The organism is Pyxidicoccus sp. MSG2, from assembly GCF_026626705.1.
Taxonomy (GTDB): Bacteria; Myxococcota; Myxococcia; order Myxococcales; family Myxococcaceae; genus Myxococcus.
Window position 1 is genome coordinate 10,783,169 of record NZ_JAPNKC010000001.1, and the last position, 23,851, is coordinate 10,807,019.

At 74.8% G+C, this 23,851-nt stretch carries 1 protein-coding gene (only partly in view); it reads left to right on the plus strand.

Annotated features, from left to right (window positions below):
- On the plus strand, positions 1–23,851 hold the 5' portion of the coding sequence (locus OV427_RS41930; RefSeq protein ID WP_267861835.1) for an Ig-like domain-containing protein. Its footprint extends 8,189 nt past the window's final position; 23,851 of the gene's 32,040 nt are visible here — the first part of the coding sequence; the start codon lies at positions 1–3; the stop codon falls past the right edge of the window.

Here is a 23,851-nt window from a genome sequence, read left to right on the forward strand (position 1 = left end):
ATGCAGCCACGTCGCGCGCCGCGCCTGGGGGCGCTGAGCGTCCTGTGCGCGGTTCTCGTCGGTGTCGTGCCTGCCCTGGCCATGGGGCAGGCCGCGCCGTCCGTCGTGTCCGTGTATCCCCTCCGCCCGCTCCAAGCCGGGGCGCGGACCGTGGAGCTCGGCTTCGAGGTGGAGGGCGCCGCCTCCCAGGTGGTGGTGGGCGTCAAGGGCACCTCCGCCACGGCGGGTGCATTCGTCGACCTCGCAAGGACTGTCGTCTCGCGGGACCTGGCCGGTGACGTTCCCTTCCACGTGCTGGTGCCGCTGACGGCCGAGCTGCCGGCGGACGGGCGGCTGGAAATCACCGCCGCGCCCGTGGCGGCCGAAGGCGCGCAGGTGACGCCGGTGCAGGTGGTGCTCGACGGGAGCGCGCCTCCGCCCGGCTTCGCGGCGAACGCGGTGAAGGTCCGGGCCTCGCAAAGCTCCGGCGAGCTGCTGGTGGACGTGGCGTACCAGGGCACCCTCGCGCGCGTGGAGCTGACGTTGCTGGGCGCCTCGGCGGAGCTCTTGCGCACGGTGAAGGGCGACCTGGAGGAAGCCGAGGCCCACTCCTTCGCCACGGCCCGCCGGAAGGTGGCGCGGCCCCGGCTGACCACTCCCGGCCAGGTGACGTTCTCCGTGCCCGTCACGGCCGAGCGCATCCCCGTGGATGGCGTGGTGGTGGTGGACGTGGCGCTGGTGGACCCGTACGACCGCGTGGTGCACACGTCCGAGGTGGAGTTCACCGATTCCACCGCGTTCGACCCGGTGCTGGCCCTGCGCGCCGGGCCCTCGCCCCTGCTGCTGTCGGAGGGCTTCGGCGAGCGCGAGCCACTCAAGGTGTTCGCCGACTTCGCCATCGCCGGGGAGGTGGACGTCAGCGGCGGCGCGAATGGCGCCACGTACGAGTCCTCCGACGAGTCGGTGGCGGCGGTGACGCGGGACGGGCACGTGGTGGCCCGCGCCAACGGCGAGGCCCAGGTGACGGTGCTGTACGCGGGCTACACCGCCACGGTGACGGTGGTGGTGGACTCCACCGCGCAGTTGCAGCAGCTCGCCATCCTCCCCGTCGCGCCGTCCATTCCCCGCGTGGGGGGCTCGGTGGCGCTGCGGCTGGAGGGCCTGCTCACCTCCGGCCGGCAGGTGGACCTGACGCCGGCGGCCGTCGGGACGAAGTGGAGCGTGGAGGACCCGAGCACGCTGAAGGTGTCTCCGGACGGCAAGGTGACGTCGCTGCGGCCCGGCCCGGCGCGCGTCGTCGCCACGTACCCGGGCCTGGCTCCGGTGTCCGTCATGGTGGAGGCGCTGGACGCGCCGCCCGAGGTGCGGCTCACCGCGCCCGCGACGGTGGTGGCCGGTGGCAGCTTCGAGGTGAAGGCCGTGGCCACCGACGACGTGGGCGTGGCGCGGGTGGACTTCCTGGTCAACGGCGTCCCCACCGTCTCGGACACGTCGCCGCCCTTCGTGCTCCAGGTGAAGGCGCCTCCGTATGGCGGCAGCCCCCTGGTGCTGGCGGCGCGCGTGGTGGACACTGCCGGCCAGCAGGCGCAGTCCGCGGAGGCGCGGGTGCGGGTGACGGGCGCGCGCGCGCCCAGCTCGCGCTCGGTGGTGTACGAGGCGCCGCTGGCCGGCGAGCTCCTCGTCGCCGGGCTGCCCCGGACGCTGCGGGTGACGAGTGGCGACTGGCGCAGCAGCACCCTGAGCGCCAGCGACTTCCAGGTCGTCCGCTTCACCGTGGACGACGCGGCGCTGGGTGTGGCGGAGGCCCCTCGCGTGGAGGTGCGGATGCGGGAGACGGACAAGGGCCCCGAGCCCGTCCTCGTCCCGCTGTGGGAGGTCACCTACGTGCCGTCGAGGACGGCGGCGGGCACTTCCGCCATCATCCGGGCCACGGCCGTGGATGGCTCCGGGGCCGAAGTCCCCGTGGAGGCGCTGCCGGTCCGCATCGTCGCGGACTCCGCGCCGCTCATCACCCTGCACCAGCCCGTGGGCCCCATGGCGGATGCCACCGTGGGCGTGCCGCTGGCCGTCGCGGGCTCGGTGGGGGACGACGCGCTGGCCTTCGGCGTGGACCTGCGGTTGCTGGTGGACGGCGCCGCCGTGGCCAGCACGCGGCTGACGAAGGGCGGGCTGGCCGGGACGCCATCGGGCTCGCAGGGCTTCTCCTTCAGTTGGACTCCGCCCGCGTCCAGCCTGGGCCGGCAGTTGAAGGTGGAGGTGCAGGCCATCGACGTGGGCGGCAACGAGCGCCGCGCCGCCTTCCAGGCGGTGGTGCGCGCGGACCAGCCGCCGCAGGTCTCCATCCTCTCGCCCATCAGTCAGAGCAGCCTCATCGCCGGCTCGCGCATGGTGCTCACCGCGGCCACACAGGACGACTCGGGCCGGCCCGTGCAGGTGACGTGGCTCATCAACGGCGCCCCGGTGGGCCTGTCCAGCGTGCCGCCGTACCTCACGACGTTCGGCGTGCCCGCCTCCGCCGCGGGGCAGACCTTCACGGTGGAGGCCGTGGCGCGCGACTCCTCGGGGCAGGAGAAGAAGGCCAGCGCCACGGTGTTCGCCACGCCGGACGTCACGCCGCCCTCGCTGGCGATTGTCTCTCCCGCGGAGAACGCGCAGGTCGTCCGCACGCAGGACCTGCTCGTCAGCGTGGCGGGCCTGGACGACGTGGACGTGAAGCGGGTGGAGCTGCTCCTGAACGGGGAGGTGCTCCACACGGACTCCACCCCGGCGCCCAACGCGGGCGTGCCGGGCTCGTTCGTCACCCACGCCGTGATTCCGGCGGCCCTGCTGCAGGGCCGCGCGGACCACCGCCTCCGCGCGCGCGCCTACGACTCCTCCGACAACGTGGGTTTCTCGCCCGAGGTGCTGGTGCACGCGCTGGCCGACGAGCCGCCCACGGTGGCGTTCCTCCGGCCGCTCGCGGGCACGGTGGCGACGCTGGGGGCGTCGGCGGAGGTGGTCGTCGACGCGCGGGACGACGTGGCCATCAAGGCCGTCGCCCTGTTCCTGGACGGCACCGCCGTGGGCACCCGCACCCTGCCGCCGTACCGCTTCGAGGTGCCGCTCTCCGGCGCGCCGCGCGACGCGGTGCTGAGGGCGGTGGCCACCGACAGCGGCGACAAGACGACGGAGGCCACGCTGCCGCTTCAGTTGTCCGCGGACCAGAAGGCGCCGCTCGTCGGCTTCCGCGCTCCGGCCGAGGGTGCGCGCGTGTTCGCGGGCCGCACCGTGACGGTGGAGGTGGTGGCGTCGGATGACGTGGAGGTGGCCTGGGCGGAGCTGTACGTGGGCGCCACGCGCGTGGACCGGCTGACGGGCGGCGTGCAGGAGGGGCTCTACCGGGTGTTCCGCTTCCAGCTCCCCGTGCCGGCCTCCGCGGAGGGTACGCGGTTGCAGCTGCGCGCGGTGGCGGCGGACCGCTCCGGGCTGACGGCGGAGCGCACCCAGGAGTTGCAGGTGGTGAAGGACCTGCCTCCCACCGTGACGCTGCTGGCGCCGCCGCCGGGCAGCCCGTACCGCGAGGGAGAGGACGTCCGGCTGTCGGTGGCCATGGGCGATGACGAGGGCGTCATCGGCTGGGTGGGCCAGTCCGGCGGAGTCGTGGCCGGCGCGCTGCCGCTGTCGGGGCAGCGGAAGGACGTGGCCGCGCCCCAGGTCATCGTCGTCACGGCGCCCCTCATCTCCAAGGGCCAGCCGGACACGGTGGGCATCACCGTGCGCGACACCGCGGGGCAGGACACCACCCGCACGGTGTCGCTCGGCATGCGGCGCGACACCCAGCCTCCCACCGCGCTGCTGACGTCGCCGCTGCCGCCGCGCGAAGGACTGCTGGACGTCCCGGAGGGCGGCTCGCTGGGCGTGCGCGTGGAGGTGCGGGACGACGTGCGCGTCTCGCGCGTGGCGGTGTTGGTGGACGGCACGGCCCTCACCCCGGGCGGCAGGGAGCCGCTCGGCGTGGCCGAGGAGCGCTTCGAGGAGGTCCGCACGCCGGACCCGCTGGGGCCCGGCTCCATCCTCACCAGCCGCGAGTACGTGGGCACCTTCGCCGGCACCGTGCGCATGGAGGGCGTGGCCCCCGGTGAGCACACGCTGCTGGCGCGCGCGTATGACCCGGCGGGCAACGTCACCGACACGCACGCGGTGCGCTTTCGCGTGAAGGAGTACGTGGACAGCGGCCCGCCCCGGCTGACGCTGGCCCTGTCCGGCTGCCCGGACGACACCTCCTGCGTGTCCGGCACCCCGGTGAAGCTCCGCGTGTCGGCCAGCGACGACGGCGTGGTGAGCACGGTGTCCGCCAGCCTGGACGGCGTGGCGCTGGTGCTGCCGGACGTCGAGCCCGCCCCCTCCGTCGGCGCGGAGGTCTCCGTGCCCCTGCCGGTGCTCGCGGCGGGCGAGACGTCGCGGCTGCTCACCTTCACCGCGCGCGCGGTGGACGCCACGGGCAAGGCGTCCGAGGCGAGCCTCACCCGCACGCTGCGGCCCGATGCCGCGCCCACCGTGGCCCTGCTCGCGCCCGCGGTCGGCGCGGAGCTGACGGAGGAGCGGCGCGAAGAGGTGAAGCTGGAGCTGCGGGACGACGTCTCCGTGGCCTCGGCGCTGGCGGTGTTGTCCACCACCGGGGCGCGACTGGCCCCCAGCGGCGCGGGGGCCTTCGAGGTGCCGGCCACCGGCGCCACCACGGGCGGCGCGACGCCGTCGGTGACGTGGAGCTTCGGGGCGGAGCAGTCGTTCCAGCTCTCGGTGGAGGCGGGCCTGGTGCGCGCCCTGCCGCATGGCCCGGTGGGGCAGGGCGGCGCGTCCGGCCGCGCCGTGCTGAAGGTGGGCGCCTCGCCGTCCGGCCTGGGTGCGCGGGCGCGGGTGACGTGGCGCTACCGCGTGCGCCCCGGCCAGGAGCAGTCCGCGGCCGTGGAGGACTTCCTGGCCCAGAACCCGGGCGGGCGGCGCGAGCTGGTCCTGGCGGCCCCGTCCTATTCGGCCGACCTGTCCTTCCCGGCTTCCGTGCTGGCGGTGGATGCCATCGACGTGGAGCTGCTGTCCGCTTCCGGCGCCAGCGAGCCGCTGGCCGTCACGCGCACGGGGCTCGTCTATGACGGCTCCAGCGTGCAGGTGCGGGCAGTGGCGGGCGGCGAGTGGCTCGCCGTGAGTCCGCTGGAGGTCCAGGCCTCGGCGCCGGGACGCGTGAGCCAGCCGGCGACGCACCTGCGTCCTCCCATGGGCTGGTCGCCGCGCGCGGCGGTGCTGAGCGCGCTGGCGTGGGACGGCGCGGGCGTGGGCGCCGTCACCACGCTGCCAGTCGGCGTGCGTCCGGACACGACGTCCCCCGTCGCGGCGGTGACGTCGCCCGCCAACGGAAGCGCCGTCGTCGAGGGCGCCCTGACGACGGTGACGCTGTCCTTCCAGGACGACGTGGAGGTGGAGTCCGCCGAGCTGCGCGTGGACGGCATCACCTCCGAAACGCTGGTGCGGCCGGGTGCGGAGGTGAGCCGCACCCTGGTGCTGCGGCGTCCCGCCAGCGGCGCGCCCGTGGCGCTGTCGGTGGTGGCTCGCGACAGGGCGGGCAATGCGTCCGTGTCCCAGCCCGTCTACGTGGACGTGCGCCTGGACGAGGCACCGTCGCTGGCGCTGCTCTCGCTGCGCTCCCCCGTGGAGGACATCACCGGCCCGGAGCTGGCGAGCGGCTTCGTGCGCCTGCTCCAGGGGACGGACGCCTCGCTCCAGTTCGAGGCGAGGGATGACGTGGGCGTGGCTTTCATCGAGGCCACCTTCCGGGGCGAGGTCATCTTCAGCCAGGTGCTGTCGCCCGCGCCGGCCACCGCCTCCCGGCAGCTCACCTTGCGTCCGCCGGTGAGCCGCGACGGCGAGCCCTCCGTGCTGCTCATCACCGTCACCGACACGTCCGGCCGGCAGGGCCGCGCCCGGCTCGTCGTCGAGGGCCGCCGCCCCCAGGCGCCCGAGCTGGCCATCTCCGTGCCCACCGCCGCCAACGCCACGCTGGCCGAGGGCAGCATCCAGCTCTACTTCCAGGCCATCGCCGGTGACGACACCGCCGTGGACCGGGTGGAGCTGTTCATCAACGGCCAGCCCGCGATGTCCGTGTCGGAGAAGGCCGCGAAGAGCATCCCCACGCTCGGAGACGCGCTCGGGGAGGACGGTCTGCCCGTGGCGTTGGACCCGGCGGTGCGCGAGGCGGCGCGCGAGCTGAAGGAGCCCTTCCGCGACGTGACGCGGCTGAAGACGTATGGCGGCCTGGTGCGCCTGCCGCCCGGCTTCGTGGCGCTGGAGCCGGAGCGCACGCAGACCACGCTCCAGCTCCGGGCGGTGGCCACGGACATCGAGGGCCACCAGTCCTCGTACGAGCGCGTGGTGGTGGTGGTGCGGGACACGACGGCGCCGGTGGCCGAGGTGCTGCGGCCGACGCTGAGCCAGAACGTGGTGGAGAAGACGCCCGTGCTGGTGGAGGTGGTGGCGCACGACAACGTCTTCGTGGACCGGGTGGAGGTGCTCGCCGGCCCCAGCCTGGAGGCGCTCCAGGTGGTGCATGTCGCGGGCGGCTTCCCCGCGGAGAACGCGGTGCCGGGCTCCGACTTCGACGTGTACGCGCCGCCGGTGCGCTACGAGGTGGGAATGCCGCCGCTGGCCCAGTTGGGCATGGCGGACAGCGCGCCGTACTTCGTGGCCACGCGCGCCCGGGACGTGAGCGGCCGGTGGAGCACGCTCTTCATCCAGCCCATCGACGTGGTGAGAGACCGTGAGCCCGCGGTGGCCATCATCTCCCCGCCCAACGGCACGCCCGTGGTGGAGGGCAGCCCGGTGACGGTGACGGTGGCGGCCGAGGATGACGTGGGCTTGCAGGCCGTGGAGTTGATGGTGAACGACGCGCCGCAGCCGCTGGTGCTGCGCACGCCGCCCTTCGCCTTCCAGGTGCCGGTGCCGCAAGGGGGCGGGACGCTCAAGCTCCAGGCGTCGGCGGTGGACTCGTTCGGGCATCGCGTCAACAGCCAGGTGGTGCTGCTGCCGGTGGTGGCGGACCAGGCGCCCACCGTGGCGCTCGCGCAGCCGCGCCAGGGCGACACGCTGACGGAGGGCCGCGACTTCGGCCTCGTCGTGGCCGCGCAGGACGACGTGGCCATCTCCTGGGTGGAGGTGGTCGTCGAGGGCGGCGCGAGCGGGACACTGCGGTACACGGGCACCACGCGCCCCTTCACCTTCCGCGTGCCGCTGCCGTACGGCTCCGCCGGGCGGACGCTCACCGTGCGCACCCGCGCGCGGGACTCGCTGGGCAAGGAGGCCGTGGCCCAGGTGGTGACGCTGCCGGTGGTGGCGGACACGAAGCCGCCGGAGGTGGCCTTCCTCTCGCCGGCGAACAACTCCGAAATCGTGGAGGGCCTGAGGCTGGACGTGGAGGCGCGCGCGGACGACAACGTGGGCGTGGCCAGCGTGGTGTTCCGCCTCGCGGGCAACACCGAGCCCCTCGCGACCATGCCGGTGGCGCCCTACCGGTTCAGCTACCGGGTGCCGAAGAGCGCCCGGGGCACGACGCTCACGTTCATCGCCGAGGCGACGGACACCTCCGGCCTGAAGTCCCAGAAGCAGGTCTCCGTGCGGGCGGTGGAGGACGCGCCTCCGGCGGTGTCGCTCCAGGCCCCCGCGCAGGTGGTGGCCGGGCTGAAGCGCCGCTTCAAGGTGACGGCGGAGGACGGCGTCGGCGTGGCCCAGGTGTCGCTGCACGTGGGCACGGGCGAGACGCCGCCCGAGGTGATGCGCCGCTTCGTGCTGCCGTACGACTTCGACTTCGAGGTGCCCGCGGCGTGGGTGGACACCACCGTCACCGCGAGGGCGAAGGCGGTGGACGTCGCGGGGCAGGAGGCCTGGTCGGCGCCGGTGCTGGTGCGGGTGGTGAAGGACCAGCCGCCGGTGGTGGCCATCAAGAAGCCGCTGCCCGGCACCAACGTCTTCGACGGACAGCCGCTGCGCATCCAGGCCGAGGCCACGGACCCCGACGGCGGCATCGTCCGGGTGGCCTTCCTGGTGGACGGCAAGCGCGTGGACACGGCCCTGGTGCCCGCCGGCATTCCCGGCGCGCCAGCAGTGTACGTGGGCACCTTCGTCGCGCCCGTGGGCAGCGGCAACCGCCTGTTCGAGCTCACGGCGGTGGCCGTGGACACCGCGGGCCAGGAGACCGTCTCCGCGCCGGTGCCGGTGGGCACCGTGCGCGACACCGTGCCGCCCGAAGTGGAGTTGGTGGACCCGCCCGAGCGCGACCTCGTCACCGAGGGCGAGCTCGTCACGCTGTCGGCCGCCGCCGTGGACAATTCCGGCGTGAAGTCCACCGAGTTCTGGGTGGACGGCCTGAAGCTGGGCAGCACCGCCGTCAGCCACCCGGGGCCCGCGAACCGGCCGCTGTACTCGCTGTCGTGGCTGGCGCCGAGCGGCCGCGCGGGCGAGCTCGTCACCCTCCACTCCGAGGCCACGGACGCCTCCGACAACCGGGCCCGCTCGCAGCAGGTGAAGGTGGAGCTGGGCCTTCGGCCCGCGGCCACGTTGCTGCCCATCTCCGGCGCGGCGCACCTGGGGCCGGTGGCGGCGCGCACCGACGGCCGCCTGGCCGTGGGCGGGAGCCTGGTGCTGGGCGGCGGCGCGCTGGCCTTCGCGCAGGCGTCGCTGGGGGACAACCCGCTGCTGGGCCTGGGCGTGGTGCCGCTGGACGCGGAGCCCGTGGCCGTCGCCTTCTCCGGGACGCGGGCGCTGGTGACGACGCCGCACCGGCTCAAGGACAACGGGGCCTTCGTGCCGCCCCTGCTGTCGGTGGTGGACGTGGAGCCGCGCGTGCTGCGCGGCAGCGTGGACCTGCCCGGCAACGACGTGGGCGGCGTGGCGGCGAGGGACAGGGTGGCCTTCGTGGCCAACGGCTCCGCGGGCGTGGCGGTGGTGGACATCGGCGACCCGACGGCGCCCCAGCGCATCCTCACGCTGCCGGTGGTGGGTGAGGCCCGCGACGTCTTCATCTCGGGTGATTTGCTGCTGGTGGCCGCGGGCCCCGCGGGCCTGCGCGTGCTGGACTTGAAGCACCCGAGGCTGAAGGAGAAGGGCTTCGTGGCGGTGCCCGGCGGGGCGCGCGCGGTGTCCGCCGTGGGCAGCCGCGCCTTCGTGGCGTGCGACGGCGCCAGCGCGCAGCTCGCGGTGGTGGACCTGACGCAGCCCGCGCAGCCCCGGCTGCTGTCGTTGCTGCCGCACACGCCCGGCCGCAAGGATTTGCTGGCCACGGGGCTGGGCGCGGTGAGCGCCTCCGGCAACCTGGTGCTGGGCGCGACGCAGCTCACGGACCAGGACGCGCAGCCCGTGAAGGGCATCCTGTCCGTGTCCATCGTCAAGCCGGAGGGCGGGGCCCGCACGCTGGTGCGCGCCAACCTGCCGGCCGGCTCCCACGTGGCGCACGCGGCCGGCGGCGCGGTGGCGACGCTGGGTGACACGCTGGCCCACTTCGCGCTCCAGCGACTGGTGGTGACGTCCGTGCAGCCCGCGGATGGAGAGCGGCAGGTGCCCGTGGCCGCGCCGGAGCTCGCCATTCAGGTGGAGCTGTCCACCGCGCCGTCGGCCGCCAGCATCGGGGCGGGCACGGTGGTGCTGCGCGCTGCGGACGCGCTGCTGGGGCCGCAGGTGCCCGTCACCGTGGAGGTCGCCGGACGCCTGTTGCGCGTCGTGCCCCAGCGGCCGCTGGCCGTGGGCATGGACTACTTCCTCGCGGTGGGCCCGGAGCTGGCCACCTCCACGGGGCTGACGCTGGGCGAGACGTTCCGCTCGCGCTTCACCACGCGCGCCGCCGCGCACACGCCGCCGGCCGTGGCCGAGGTGCAGCCCTCCTCGGGGCCGCTGGATGGCGGCACCGCCGTCACCGTGTTCGGCGCCGGCTTCAGCCAGGGCGCCCGGGTGTACTTCTCCGGCGCCGAGGCCACCGACGTGGTGGTGGCCGGTGACGGCAGCAGCCTCACGGCCCGCACGCCGCCGCAGCTCGAGGGGGCGGCCACCGTCACGGTCGTCAACCCGGACGGGCTCGAGGGTGCCCTCTACGGCGGCTTCATCTACCTCAAGGTCCTGGAGCTCCAGTTCGTGGTGCCCTCCACGGGACGGCTGGAGGGTGGCAACACGGTGGAGCTGTCCGGCGGGGGCTTCCAGCGCGGCGCCACGGTGACGGTGGGCGGCGAGCCCGCCACCCAGGTGCGGGTGCTGTCTCCGGGCCGGCTGACGGCCCGGGTGCCGCCGGGGCCCTTCGGTCCCGCGGACGTGGCGGTGCGCAACCCGGACGGGCGGCGCGTGGTGGCGGCGGGGGCGTACCTCTACACGGACCTGACGGTGTCCACGGTGCTGGAGCGGTACGACCCGGAGCAGGACGGCCCCATCCGCCCCGCGCACCTGATGCCGAGGCTGGCGCCGCTGAAGGTGACGCTGTCCGGGAAGAAGGCCTGGGTGCTGTCGCCCGCGCAGGTGGCCATCTCCGCGAAGGAGCCGGTGGAGCTGCTCCAGGACAGCGTGCACGGCGCGCTGTCGCTGGTGGACGTGAGCGACGCGTCGGGCGCGTTCCTGCTGGGAGGCGTGTCGTTGCCGCCGCCGTACGAGCCGGCGGCGCTCGCGGTGCGGGGGACTCGGGCCTACGTGGCCGTCAACGGCGCGGACCTGCCGTTCGTGGACGTGGTGGGGGAGGGTGGCCCGTCGCTGCTCGTCGTCAACGCGGCCACGCCGACGGCGCCCGTGCTGGTGACGGCGGTGCCCGGCGTGGGGACGGCGCGGGGCCTGGCCCTCGCGGGAGACCTGGCGCTCATGGCGGCGGGGCCGGGGGGCGTGGCGCTCTACTCGCTGGTGGAGCCGGACCGGCCGGTGCTGCTGGGCGCGGTGACGCGGTTCCGCTTCAACGGCACGCAGCAGGAGCCGTCCATCCTGGACGTGCAGGTGTCCGGCCGCTACGCGGTGCTGCTGGCCGAGCTCGGCGGCGAGCGCCGGCTGCTGGTGGCGGACCTGTCGCTGCCTGCCATGCCCGTGGTGGGCGAGCTGGCCACCTCCGCGGGCGACGTGGCGCTGTTCTCGCGCCGCGGCCTGTCCGTAGCGGAGCAGGCCCTGCGCACGCTGTCGCTGGTGCCTGTCACCCGGCCGCGCGAGGTGGCCCCGGTGACGCCGCTGGTGGGCGGCATGCGCTTCTCGGGCGGCGCCCTCGGGCCCCAGGTGGGCGCGCTGGCGGGCTCCGCCGGTTCGGCGCTGGTGCAGGTGCTCGTCGCCTCGGACCCTTCGCGGCCCGTCTCCGTGGACGCGGTGGACCTGTACCCCGCGGCGAAGCTGTCCGACGTGGCGGTGGAGGGTGACGTGGTGGTGGCCACCGTGCAGACGACGGTGGCGCCGCCGCCGGGCGCGCCCGCGGCGCTGGATGCGCTCGCGGTGGTGGGGCTGCCCTTCCCGGTGGTGACGGGGAGCGTGCCGGAGGACGGCGCGGAGGCCTTCCCCGTGGGCAATTCCCTCCAGGCGTTCCTGAGCCGGCCGGTGTCGGACGTGAGCGCCACCACGGTGCGTCTGTTCCAGGTGGACGGCACCGCCCAGGGCGCGCCCGTTGCGGCCACGCTGGAGGTCCAGGGCACCACGGTGACGCTGACGCCCGCGCAGCCGCTGGAGCGCAGCACGACGTACCAGCTGCGCATCGAGGGCCTCCACGCGCAGGTGGACGGCGCGCCCATGCCGGGCGCCTTCCTCGCGGAATTCACCACCGCGTCCGACGTGACGGCCGTCCCGGTGGGCTTCACGCGAGTCACACCGCGCCAGGGCCCCGCGTCGGGCCGGGTGGACGTGACGCTGGAGGGCCACGGCTTCAGCTCGACGATGGAGGTGCGCATCAACGGCGCGCCGGCCACGGTGAAGTCCGTGGCTCCGGGCGGCATGAGCGCCGTGGTGGAGACGCCGCCGAGCATCGCCGGCCCCGCCACCGTCAGCATCATCGGGCGCGGTGGCAGCCGCGTGGACGCCATCGGCGCCTATCTGTACGTGGACCCGCTCCAGCTCACCGCGGTGTCGCCGCCGCGCGGCCCCACGTCGGGAGGCACGCGGGTGCTCATCTCCGGCAGGGGCTTCGCGCCGGATGGGACGGTGCGGGTGCGCTTCGGCAACGCGGACGCGCTCCAGGTCCGCGTGCTGGGCATCGGCCTCATCCAGGCGTACACGCCGGACGGGCTGCGCGGCCCGGTGGATGTCACCGTCACCAACCCGGACGGCACCACGGCCACGCTGGCGCACGCCTTCACCTTCGACCAGCCGACCGGCGCGTCGGTGGCGCTGGGCGCGGCGCTGCGGGACGTGGTGGTGGTGGGCGACCTGGCCTACGTGGTGGGCGACTCGGGGCTGGAGGTGGTGGACATCTCCGGTCTGCACCGCTTCGGGCCGCACGTGGGCGAGCCGATTGCCCCGGACCGCCGGGGCGACCTGGTGGACGAGAACGGCGACCGCGTGGATGACCGCCGCGTGGCGCACCTCGACCTGCCGGGCCAGGCCACCTCCATCAGCTATCCGCCCTCGGGGGGAGACCTGATGTACGTGGGCCTCGTCTCCCAGCGCGGCTCGAATGGAGCCCCCACCCAGGGCGCGGTGGCCCGGGTGGACGTGGACAGGCCGGACCAGCCCCGGCTGCTGGCCGTGACGCCCTCGGGCGCGCACGGTGTCTTCGGCGTGGACGCGCGCGGAGACCGGCTGCTGGCGGCGGCCGCGGCCAGTGGACTCCGGGCCTTCGACACCTCCGTGGACGTCTTCCCCGTGCACACCCAGGAGGTGCTCCCCGGAGTGCAGGCGGTGGGTGTCTGGGAGGGGCTGGCGGCGCTGGGCGTCGGGACTCGCGGCGTGGATGACCGCGTGGCGCCGGGCAGTCTCCAGCTGTGGTCCGTAGAGGGCGCGCCCGCGTTGCTGGGCGTGCTGCCGGACATCGCCGTGCAGCGCGTGCGCCTGCGGCGCGAGCTGGCCGTGGTGGCGGCGGGCGCCGAGGGCCTGGTGCTGGTGGACGTGTCGCAGCTTCCACTGCGGCGCCTCGCCTCGGTGGATGTGAAGGGCTTTGCCTCGGACGTGCGGCTCTCGGGCGATGTGGCCTACGTGGCCGCCGGGGCCGCTGGCGTCGCGGTGGTGGACCTGAGTGACGCGCTGACGCCGACGCTGCTCCACCACGTCATCGGCATGCAGGGCGGCGACGCCCGCACGGTGGCGGTGGGAGGTGGGCGGCTGCTGAGCCTGAGAGACCGTGGACCGCGCGGCTGGTCGCTGGAGCTGGGCCCCGCGGCGGAGCTGTCCGTCACGGGCGCCAGCGTGGCCTCGGGCGAGGTCGTCCCGCGCGGCCTGGACTCCGTCACCGTCTTCTTCTCGGCGGCGTTCGACCCGGCCACGGCGCCGGGGGCCTTCGCCTTCACTGCGGACGGCCTGCCCGTCGCGGGCACGCTGGAGGCGGGGGGCGTGGACGACCTGCGCAGCACCTGCGTCTTCCGGCTCGCGGAGCCACTGCCCGCAGGCGCCGCGCTGCGCGTCTCCGTCTCCCAGGCGCTGAAGACGCCGGACGGCCATGCGCTCATCGCGCCCTACACGCTGGACTTCCAGGCGGCGGGCGGCGTGGGCGTGCGGCCGGTGCTGTCGCAGGTGGTGCCGCGTGTGGGCTCCATCGCGGGTGGCAACGTGGTGGAGGTGCTGGGGGCGTCCTTCGAGCCGGGCGCGAGCGTGCGCATTGGCGGCGTCGTGGCGGACGTGCTGGCCGCGTCCTCGACGCGCCTCACGGTGGAGACTCCTCCGGGCGCGGTGGGGCTGGCGGACGTGGAGGTGGTGCAGCCGTCGGGACTGTCCGTGCGCCGGCCGGGCGGCTACCTGTACGTGGCGCCGCTCTTCGCGCACTCGGCGACTCCCCGCTTCCTCAACCCCCGGGGCGGCAGCACCGTGCGCGTCACCGGCGAGGGCTTCCTGCCGTGGTGGGCGGATGCGCTGGGCTCCACCCGGGTGCTGGTGCGCGGCCTGCCCGCGTCCGGCGTGCAGGTGGTGTCCTTCAACGAGCTGACGGCGGTGGCGCCGCCGGGCTCGTTCGGCGCGGCCGAGGTGTCGGTGGTGTCTCCCGACGGCATCTCCCGTGTCACCGCGCCGAGCCCCGTGGGCTACGGCCTGCCGTTCTCCGGCGAGGAGCGCGCCGTCTCGGTGCGCCCGCGCGCGCTGTTCGTCAACCCGGAGCAGCCGCTGCAGGTGTTCGCCGCGGCCGGTGCCGGTGGCAACGGCAACCGCTTCGACCAGCCGTACCTCGGCGCCATCACCGGTCAGGGCGTCATCCCAGAGTCCTTCCGCGCCGTGGTGTACGACGCGACGCTGGCGGGCCGGCCGCGCACCTCGGGCGCGCAGGTCGTCGATGCGCCGGACGCGCTGGTGGACCGCTACTTCGCGCTGCGGATGGGCTACCTGCGCGACGAGCCGCTGCCGGACATCGAAATCATGCCCGACTCGCTGGACGTGGCGGCGAGGGATGGCCGGCTGTACGTGGCCAACGGCTTGAGCGGCCTCGCGGTGCTGGACGCCACGGACACGCTGGGGCTGCCACTGCTCGGCCGGGCCTCGCTGGAGGGGGGCTCGGACGGCATGCACGCCACCCGCGTGCTGCCCACGCCGACGGGCGCCTGGGTGCTGGGCACCGTGCTCACGATGGACCCGGAGGGCCGCTGCCCGGGGACGCCCCCGGCCTACGGCACGGGCGGCGGGGTGATGCTCTTCGACGCGCGCACCGCGAATGACCCGGTGCGCATCGGCGCGCTTCCGTCCGCGACGGACGTGTTCGGCGCAGCGCTGGCGCTGGGCCGCGCGTTCGTCGTGACGGGCCGGCACGAGGGCCTCTACTTCTGCCCGCCCGAGCCGTATGACCCGATGAAGCTGCCGCCGCCCCCGGAGACGTCCGTCACGGGGACGGCCTCGGGTGAGCAGGCTCGCTTCATTCCCGGCGATCCGCCCTCGGGCAGCCTGCTCGTGTACGGCTCCGCGCGTCCGGGCGCCTCGGTGGAGGCGTCGCTCACGTTCCCGTACTCGCTCACGGACGTGGTGGTGGTGCGCGACGTGGCGATTGTCGCCGCCGCCGAGTACGGCCTCATCTTCGTGGACGTGGCCGACCCGGCCCATCCCCGGAAGCTCGACACGGCCAGCATTCCCTTCGACGGCGCGCTGTCCAACAAGCCGGGTCACCCGCAGCGGCTGCGGATGCTGGGCGACCTGCTCTTCGTCTCCGCGGCCGACGGTGGCGTGGTGCTGGTGGACGTGTCGGAGCCGCGCGCGCCGAAGCTGGTGAGCGGCGGCAACCCGGAGCCGGCGTGGGACTCGGCGGCGGTGCAGGACCGGCTGCTGCTGGCCAGCAGGGACCGCGTGACGGAGCTGTCCGTGCCCTTCCTCTACGTGACGGGCTACGCGCCCGCGCGGGAGTCGCTGGTCGCGCCCGAGGGCGTGGAGTTGGTGGTTCGCTTCAACCGGCCGCTCGCCGCAGCCAGCTTCACGGACGCGAGCGTCCGGCTGCTCGGAGCGGATGACGAAGCCGTGGACGTGGACCTGGAGATCTCCGGCTCCACGCTGGTGGTGCGTCCGGAGTCCGCGCTGGCGGCGAACCTGGCGTACCGGCTGGAGGTGGACTCGCGGGTGACGGACCAGCGCGGAGGCGCGCTGCTGGTGCCGCTGAGCCTCGGCTTCCGGACGGGCGCGGCGGGCAGCCGGCTGCCTGTGCTCGTGTCCGTGGCGCCCTCCGCGGCCTCGCGCGCGGGAGGCACGGTGCTGACGGTGGTGGGGCAGCGCCTCGGCGGCGTGGCCCAGGTGCGCGTGGGCGGACAGTCCGCCAGCTTCCAGGTCGTCTCCGAGACGGAGCTGCGCGTCACCGCGCCCGCCATGGCCGAGGCCGGCCCCGCGGACCTGGAGGTGGTGGACCAGGGTGGGCCCTCGGCGCTGCTGCCGTCGTCCGTGCTGTACCTGGACCCGCTGGAGGGCGCGGGCGTGGCGCTGTCTCCGGACCACGGGCCGGTTGAGGGCGGGACGCGCGTGCGGCTGGCTGTTTCAGGTCAGGTGCTGGCGCCCGGGACGCAGGTGCGCATCGGTGGCCGGGACGCGGTGGACGTGGACATCGAGGACCTGACGTCGCTGAGCTTCACCACGCCCGCGGTGGATGACGCCACGCTGGCGCCGGTGGAGCTGGTGCGGCCCGGCGAGGAGCCGGTGCGGGTGGCCCTGTTCTCGTACGACATGCCGGTGGGCACCACGCTGGACCTGCCGGGCTTCCCGCCGAGGGTGGCGTCGGAGCTGCGCCTGTCCGGGGACACGCTGTACGTGGGCGTCTCCAATAGCGGCTACGAGGGGCTGGAGCTGTTCGACGTGAAGATCGAGGAGCGGCCCATCCGCCTGGGTGGAGTCCGCACCGAGCGTCCCGTGCGCGGCCTGGACGTGTCCGGTGCGCTGGCGTACCTGGCGACGGATGAGCTGGGGCTGGTGGTCGTGGACGTGTCCGACCCCGGGTTCCCCTTCATCGCGGACCGGGCGGTGACGTACGGCCGGGCCACGGGCGTGCGGTTGGAGGGCGCGGACGCCTACGTGTCCGTGACGGACCCCGGTAGCAGCGCGGGCGTCATCCAGCGCTTCCACGCGACGGGGCCCCGGCTGTCTCCTCCCGAGTCCGTCGTGCTGGACGCGGACGCGCTGGCGCTGGACCTGGGGCCGGACCGCTTCTACACGCTGACGTCGCAGGTGGTGGGCGGCGCGGGCTCCGGCCTGTCGCTCACGCTGTACACCCGCACGGGCACGCGGGTGGGGCGCACGACGGTGCTGTCGGGGACGCGGCCCTACGAGGAGCTCGTGAGCAGCCGGCTGGCGGTGCGCGGGGGTCGCGCGTACGTCAGCGTGGGCACGAAGCTCTACGTCTTCGACCTGAGCGACGAGTCCGCGCCGCGCGTGCTCCAGTCCACGGACCTGGGCTCGCCGGTGATGGGCCTGACGTTCGCTGGCGGAGCGCTGCTGGCCGCCACTGCTGGCGATGCGACGGTCATCGAGATTCCGCCGACGGACCTGCTCGCCGTGGAGCTGGACCCGCCCCAGGGTGGGCTGGCCCCGCCGGGCACGCTCATCCAGGCGCGCCTCACGCTGCCGGTGTCGCCGGAGTCGGTGACGTCGCAGACGTTCACCGTGCAGGCCAATGACGGCACCGGCTGGCGCGTGGTGCAGGGCTCGCGCGAGGTGGTGTTCGCCGTGCGCGGCTCCACGCTCGTCTTCCAGCCGTCCGTCCCGTTCCGTCCGGGCGACGAGGTGCAGGTGGACCTGTCCACGGGCATCAAGGCGTTCGACACCCGGCCGCTCGCCGTGCCGGTGCACTCCACCTTCCACGTCACGGGCGCGGATGCGCTGAAGCCCATCATCACCCGCCTGGAGCCGGCGTCCGGCCTGTCCAACGCGCACACCACGCTGCTGCTCACGGGCGCGGGCTTCCGCGCCGCCACGTCCGTCCGGGTGGGCGGCCAGGCGGCGGCGGTGGAGTGGCTGGCGGACGACACGCTGCGGGTGACGGTGCCGCCCTCCGTGGGCGCCGCCGCGGGGCCGGCGCTGGTGGAGGTCATCGACACGCCGTCGGGGCTTCGCGACGCGCGGCTGGGCGGCTTCCTCTACCGCGAGCCGCTGCGTCTGCTCACGCTGTCGTCGGACCAGTCGCCGCAGCAGGGCGGCAAGGACATCGTCGTCACCGGCAAGGGCTTCGTGCCCGGGCTGGCCGTGCGCTTCGACACCACGCCGTCCTTCGACGTGCGAGTGCTATCGATGGAGCAGGCGGTGGTGCGCGTGCCGCCGCATGCCGCGGGGCTGGTGGACGTCACGGCGACGCTGCCGGGCCAGTCCTCCGTGCTGACCCGTTCGTTCATCTACGGCGCGGGCGCGGTGTCGCGGCTGCCCACGCTGCCGGTGGCGCAGGTGCTGGTGGACCACGGCGTGGCCTACGCGGCGCTGGGCGGCGAGACGGCCATCGTCGGCGCCAACGGCACCGTGTACGAGGCGTCGCGGGCCACGTCCGAGGGCGGGCTGCTCATCGCCCGTCTGTCGGAATTGCCCACCATCACCGAGGTGAAGAAGCTCACCGTTCCGGTGTCGGGCGGCGTACGGCGGCTGGCCAAGGCCGGCAGCCGCGTCTACCTGGCCGCGGGCGCGGCGGGCGTGAAGGTGGTGGAGGTGTCGCAGGTGGACGCGCCCGTGGTGACGACCACGCTGGGCGTCACCACGGCGGCGCGGGACGTGCTGGTGCGGGACGACCTGCTCTTCGTCGCGGACGGCGCGGGAGTCTCCGTGTACCGGCTGGGCGAGACGGACGCGCCGCTGCCGGTGGGCAGCCACGCGGTGTCCGGCGGAGCGAATGCGCTGGCCACCTGGGGCCCCTATCTGTTGGTGGCGGACGGCAACGAGAGCGCGCCGAAGCTGCACGTGCTGGACGCGCGCAAGGGAGGGCTGCCGCAGGTGGGCACCTTCCCGCTGTCCGCGCCCGCGCTGCACCTCACGGCGAGCGGCACGCGCGCCTACGCGTCGCTGGGCCGGGCGAAGCAGGTGGCGGTGGTGGAGCTGGTGGACCCGGCGAATCCCGCCCCGGCCGGCCAGCTGGTGCTGACGGATGCGCAGGGGCGCACGTGGATGTCCGCGGAGCAGACGTGGGTGTCCGGCGGCGTGGCCTACGTGGCGGCGGGGGGCGGCAAGGTGCAGCGCTTCGCGGTGCCGGTGGGCCTGCCTCCCTACGCGCTGGAGCGCGCCCAGGTGGTGGGCGATGCGCGGACGCTGGCCTTCGCCGACAACTACCTCCTGGTGGGCACGCTGCTGCTGGACGTGAATGGCCGGTCGGTGGAGCTGCCGCTGGAGCAGGCCTCGGACCAGGGCGGCACGCTGGCGGGCTCGCTGGCCGCCGTGGCGCTGGACCACCTGGAGCTGGTGGGCACCACGCCCGCCAACGGAGACACCGTGGCGCCGGGCGAGCCCGTGCGCGTGCACCTGTCGGAGCTGCCGGACTTCAACACCGCGGACGCCGTCACGCTGACGCGGGATGACGGCTCGAACACGCCGGTGGCGGTGGCCCGGCGGGTGATGGCCACGACGGAAGGCGCGGACGTGGTGCTGGAGCCGTATGCTCCGCTGGCCACGTCGACGGTGCACCGACTGCACATCGGCCAGGACCTGGCCAACCTCGAGGGCGGCAAACTGGGCGTGGACGTGGACGTCCGCTTCCGCACCGCCAGCGCGGCGAACGCGGAGCGCCCCGTGCTGGCCCGCGTGGAGCCGGCCTTCGGCCTGGAAGCGGGTGGCGACACCGTCACCGTCCTGGGCGAGCACTTCGTCGCCGGGTGCGCGGTGTCCTTCGGGGGCACGCCGGCCCTGGTGACGTCGGTGGCGGCGGATGGCCGCTCCATCGCCGTGCAGGTGCCTCCGGGCACCGCCGGCCCGGCGTCCGTGGAGGTGGTGAACGTGGGTGGCCTGTCCGCCCTGCGCCTGGGCGCGTACCGCTACCTCTCGCCGCCCGCCATCACCTCTCTGACGCCGGACACGGCGCCCTTCGGCAGCGGGGAGTTCGTCACGCTGCGCGGGCAGGGCCTCTACGGCGGCTCGCAGGTGACGTTCGGCGGAGTGCCCGCGGCCAGCGTGGAATTGCTGTCCGCGGAGGTGCTGCGCGTGAAGGTGCCGGGCAACGTCACGGGCCCGGTGGACGTGCGCGTCTCCACTCCGGCGCCGGGTGGCCCGGTGAGCGCGGTGCGGACGGGCGGCTTCACCTTCACGTTGCAGCCGCTGGTGACGTACGGCCAGGGCGCCGAGGCGCTGGCCCGGGTGGGCTCCGCGCTGCTGATGGCGGACAACGGCCGGCTGGTGGCGGTGGACCTGTCCATTCCGGAGAGCCCGGACCGGCTGGGCGACGTGCCGGGCGTGCCGTACGCCACGGCGCTGGCCGTCAGCGGGGACGTGGCCTTCCTCGCGGGCACGGGCGTGGTGGTGCGGTACGAGGTGGGCGCCTGCGGCTCCGCGCCGCGCGTGCCGTGTGAGCTCCAGGAGCGGGAGCGCATCTCCCTGTCCCCGGGCGACGTGGTGCCGACCTCCATCGTCGCGACGCCGGGCGCGGCGTACGTGGCCATTGGCGGCGGCAACGAGGTGGCGCTGCTGGGCCGCGTGGACGGCACCTTCCAGGTGGTGGCGCGCGCGTACCTGCCGGGCGGCAACATCCGCGCGATGGAGCGCATCCGCGGAGCGCTGGCCGTGCTGGTGGACGTGGGCTCCACGTCGCGGCTGGAGTTGCGCAGCTTCGACGACGCGGAGCTGACGCTGCTGGGACAGGTGGACGGACTGCCGGATGGCGCCTTCTCCCTGGCGGCCGAGGGCAACCGGCTGCTGCTGGGCCTGGGGCACCAGGCGCGTCTGGTGGATGCGACGGAGCTGGAGGCCCCGGCCGTCGTGGGCAGCTTCGCCTCCAGCAGCACGAGCAACGATCTGCTGGCCGTGTCGCTGTCCGGCCCGTGGGCGTGGCTGGGTGGCGACGAGCGGCTGTCCTGGGTGGACACCACGGACGGCATGGTGGAGCGCACGTGGGCGCCGGTGCTGAGCGGCTCCGGCCAGCGCGTGGTGGTGGCGGCGGGAGTCGCGGCGGTGGCCAGCCCGTGGGAGCTGCGCCTGTTCCATCTGCCCTATCCGGTGACGGTGGGTTCCACGCCGGTGCCGGGCGGAGCGCTGCCGCCGGGAGGCACCGTGTCCGTGGCGGTGTCGCCGCTGCTGCCGCAGGCCCTGGCCACCAGCAGCACGCTGTCGCTGTCGCAGGGCTCCACGCCGGTGTCCGGCGAGCCCTCCCACACGGGCTTCACGGTGGGCTTCACGCCGTCCTCCGAGCTGCAGCCGGGCGCGGTGTACACGGCCGAGGCGGCCCTCGCGGCGACGTCGGCGGTGGGCGGCGGGCTGCGCGGCCCGTGGCGCTTCCCGGTGGTGGGCGGCGTGGCGGACACGCTGATGCGCGTGGACGCCATCGCTCCGGACCACGGTGGGCTGGGAGGGGAGCTGCTGGTGGACCTCACCGGCGCCAACCTCCAGGCCGTGTCCGGGGTGACTTTCGGTGGGCGTCCCGCGCCGCTCCAGCAGGGCCCCATGGCCACGCTGCTGCGCGTGCGGGCTCCGGCGGCGCAGGTGGCCGGCCCCGTCACCGTCGAGCTGCGCACGGACGCGGGCGAGCGGCTGCGGGTGCCGGGCGGCTTCGTGTACGTGGCGCCGCTCCAGGTGACGGGCGTGTCCCCGTCGCGCGTGGACCTGGGCGGCGGGTGGGTGACGCTCACCGGCTCCGGCTTCACGCGCGGCCTCTCCGTCAAGGTGGACGGAGTGACGGTGCCGTCGAATGCCACCAGTGACACGTCCCTGGCCTTCCTGGTGCCGGGGGGCGCGGCGGGCTTCGTGACGGTGGAGCTGTCGCAGGCGGGCACCGCGCCGGTGGTGGTGGCCAACGCCGTGCGGCGCGCGGACTCGCAGCCGCCGTCGGTGGTGTCGTGGCAGCCGATAGAGGTGGCGCAGGGCGGGCAGAGCACGCCGCTCGACAGCGTGTTCGCGGTGCGCTTCAACGAGCCCATCGACCCGGCGAGCGTCGCCCTGGCGCGGCTGGAGCGGACGGCCACGGGCGTGGCGGAGCCCTCGACGGTGACGGTGGACGCGGATGGCCTCGGCCTCACGCTGGTGCCGTCGTCGCCGCTGCCGCCGACCACGTGGTACCGGCTCCGCGTGGTGGGCGTCACCGACCTGGGCGGCAACGCGGTCCCCGACAACTCGGCGGCGTCGCGGACGTTCCGCACGGTGGACACGGTGGCTCCATCCGTGGGCCTGGTGATGCGAGGCACGGGCCGGCCGGTGGAGACGGGCGACCTCTTCACCGCGCAGGTGGACCACGTGTTCGAGGTGACGGCGGAGGACGACTCGCGGAGCCTGCGCGCCCTCACCCTCAAGGTGGACGGCGTGGCCGTGCAGGGCGGGAGCAATGGCTTCACGTACCAGTGGCCGGCGGAGAAGGTGGGCGGCACCTCGCAGCTCGTCGCGGTGGCGGAGGACTCGGCCGGCAACACGGCGCAGTACACGGTGATGGTGCAGGTGGTGAACGACGTGCCGCCCACGGTGTCCATCACCGCGCCGGCCGTGCCGCACCTGACGCTGGAGGAGGGCGCACCGCTGGAGGTCGCCGTCTCCGCGACGGACAACACGCGGCTGAGCAGCATGGAGCTCCGGCTGGACGGCCTGTCGCAGAAGCGCGTCACCGGCCTTGCGTCCGACAGCGCCACGCTGACGCACCGGCTGCGCATGGCGCCCGTGGGCGCGGCGCCGGTGGAGCGCGTGCTCACCGCGCTGGCCACGGACGAGGGCAACCTCGTGGGCAGCTCCGCGCCCGTGGTGCTCACGGTGACGCCGGACGTCACCGCGCCCCAGGTCTCCTTCACCTCGCCGGGCGAGGACGTGCGCGTGGTGTCCGGCAGCACGGTGGTGCTGGCGGTGCAGGCCGCGGACCACAACCCGGTGCGCTCCGTGGTGTTCACGGTGGACGGCGTGGCGCGCGAGCCGCTGACGCTGTCGCCCTGGGTGCTGCGGTGGACGGCGCCGGCGGTGACGGAGAACCGGAACGTGGTGGTGACAGTCGTCGCCACGGACGCGCGCGGCAACACGGGCACGGCCACGCGGACGCTCACGGTGGAGCCCGCCGACGCACCGCGCGTCAGCATCACGTACCCGGGGCATGGCGCGGTGTACACCGAGGGCTCCCAGCTCCAGGTGAACCTCGAGGTGTCGGGCCGCGCCAGCGCGCGGCTCGTGCGCCTGTCGCTCGACGGCCAGGAGGTGGTGCTCACGGGCGAGCCCTGGAGCCACACCTTCACGCTGCCCGTGGTGGGACCGGAAGGCCGCTACGTGGCACTGCGCGCCGTCGCGGAGAGCGCGACGGGGCAGCAGAGCGCCGCGTCGCAGCGGCAGCTCCACATCGTGGACAGCGGCCTGCCGGCGCCGGTGGTGTCCATGTCCGCTTCGCCCCAGGGGCCGGTGTTCGCGGGCGGCTCGTCGCTGCGCGCGCAGGTGGACTCCAGCGACGCGACCTCCGTCACGCACCAGCTCTACGTGGGCAACGTGGCGGTGCCCGTCACGCCCGCGGAGGACTACGTGCTGCCGACAGCGCCCGAGGGCGCGGCGGTGCGCCTGTCCGCGCTGGCCTCGGGCCTGGGTGGCACGGCGTCCGACGAGCTGACCGGGACGCTGGCCCTCTTCGCGAGCGGAGCGGCCACGCACCATGCGCTGACCGGCGTGGAGCCGGCGGTGGACCTGGCGCTCCAGGGTGAGCGGCTGGCGGTGCTGCGGAGCAACGGCGGTGGGAAGGCCCGCGTCGAGCTGCATGCTCGCGCGGATGCAGCCCTCGCGGCGCAGCGGACGCTGGAAGGCGCACCGGTGGCGGTGGCCTTCGCGGCGGACCGCGTGGCCGTGGCGCTGGTGGAGGACGGGGAGGGCGCGCTGGAGCTGCTCTCCGCGACGGACCTGTCGCCGGTGGCCCGCGTCGCCCTGCGCCGCGAGCCGCTCGCGGTGGCGGGCTTCCGGGGTGGCATGGTGGTGGGCTCCGACGAGGGCCTGGAGGTGCGCGCTCGCGACGGCGCGCTGAGCGCCCGCCTGGCGCTGGGCTTCGTGGCCGCGCTGGCCGTCCGTGGAGACACGGCGTACGCGGTGGCAGGGGGCCGCGTGGTGGTGGTGGACCTGTCCGTGCCTCCGGCGCCGCGGGTGGTGGCTTCGGCGGATGCGGCGGGCGCGGTGGCGGTGACGG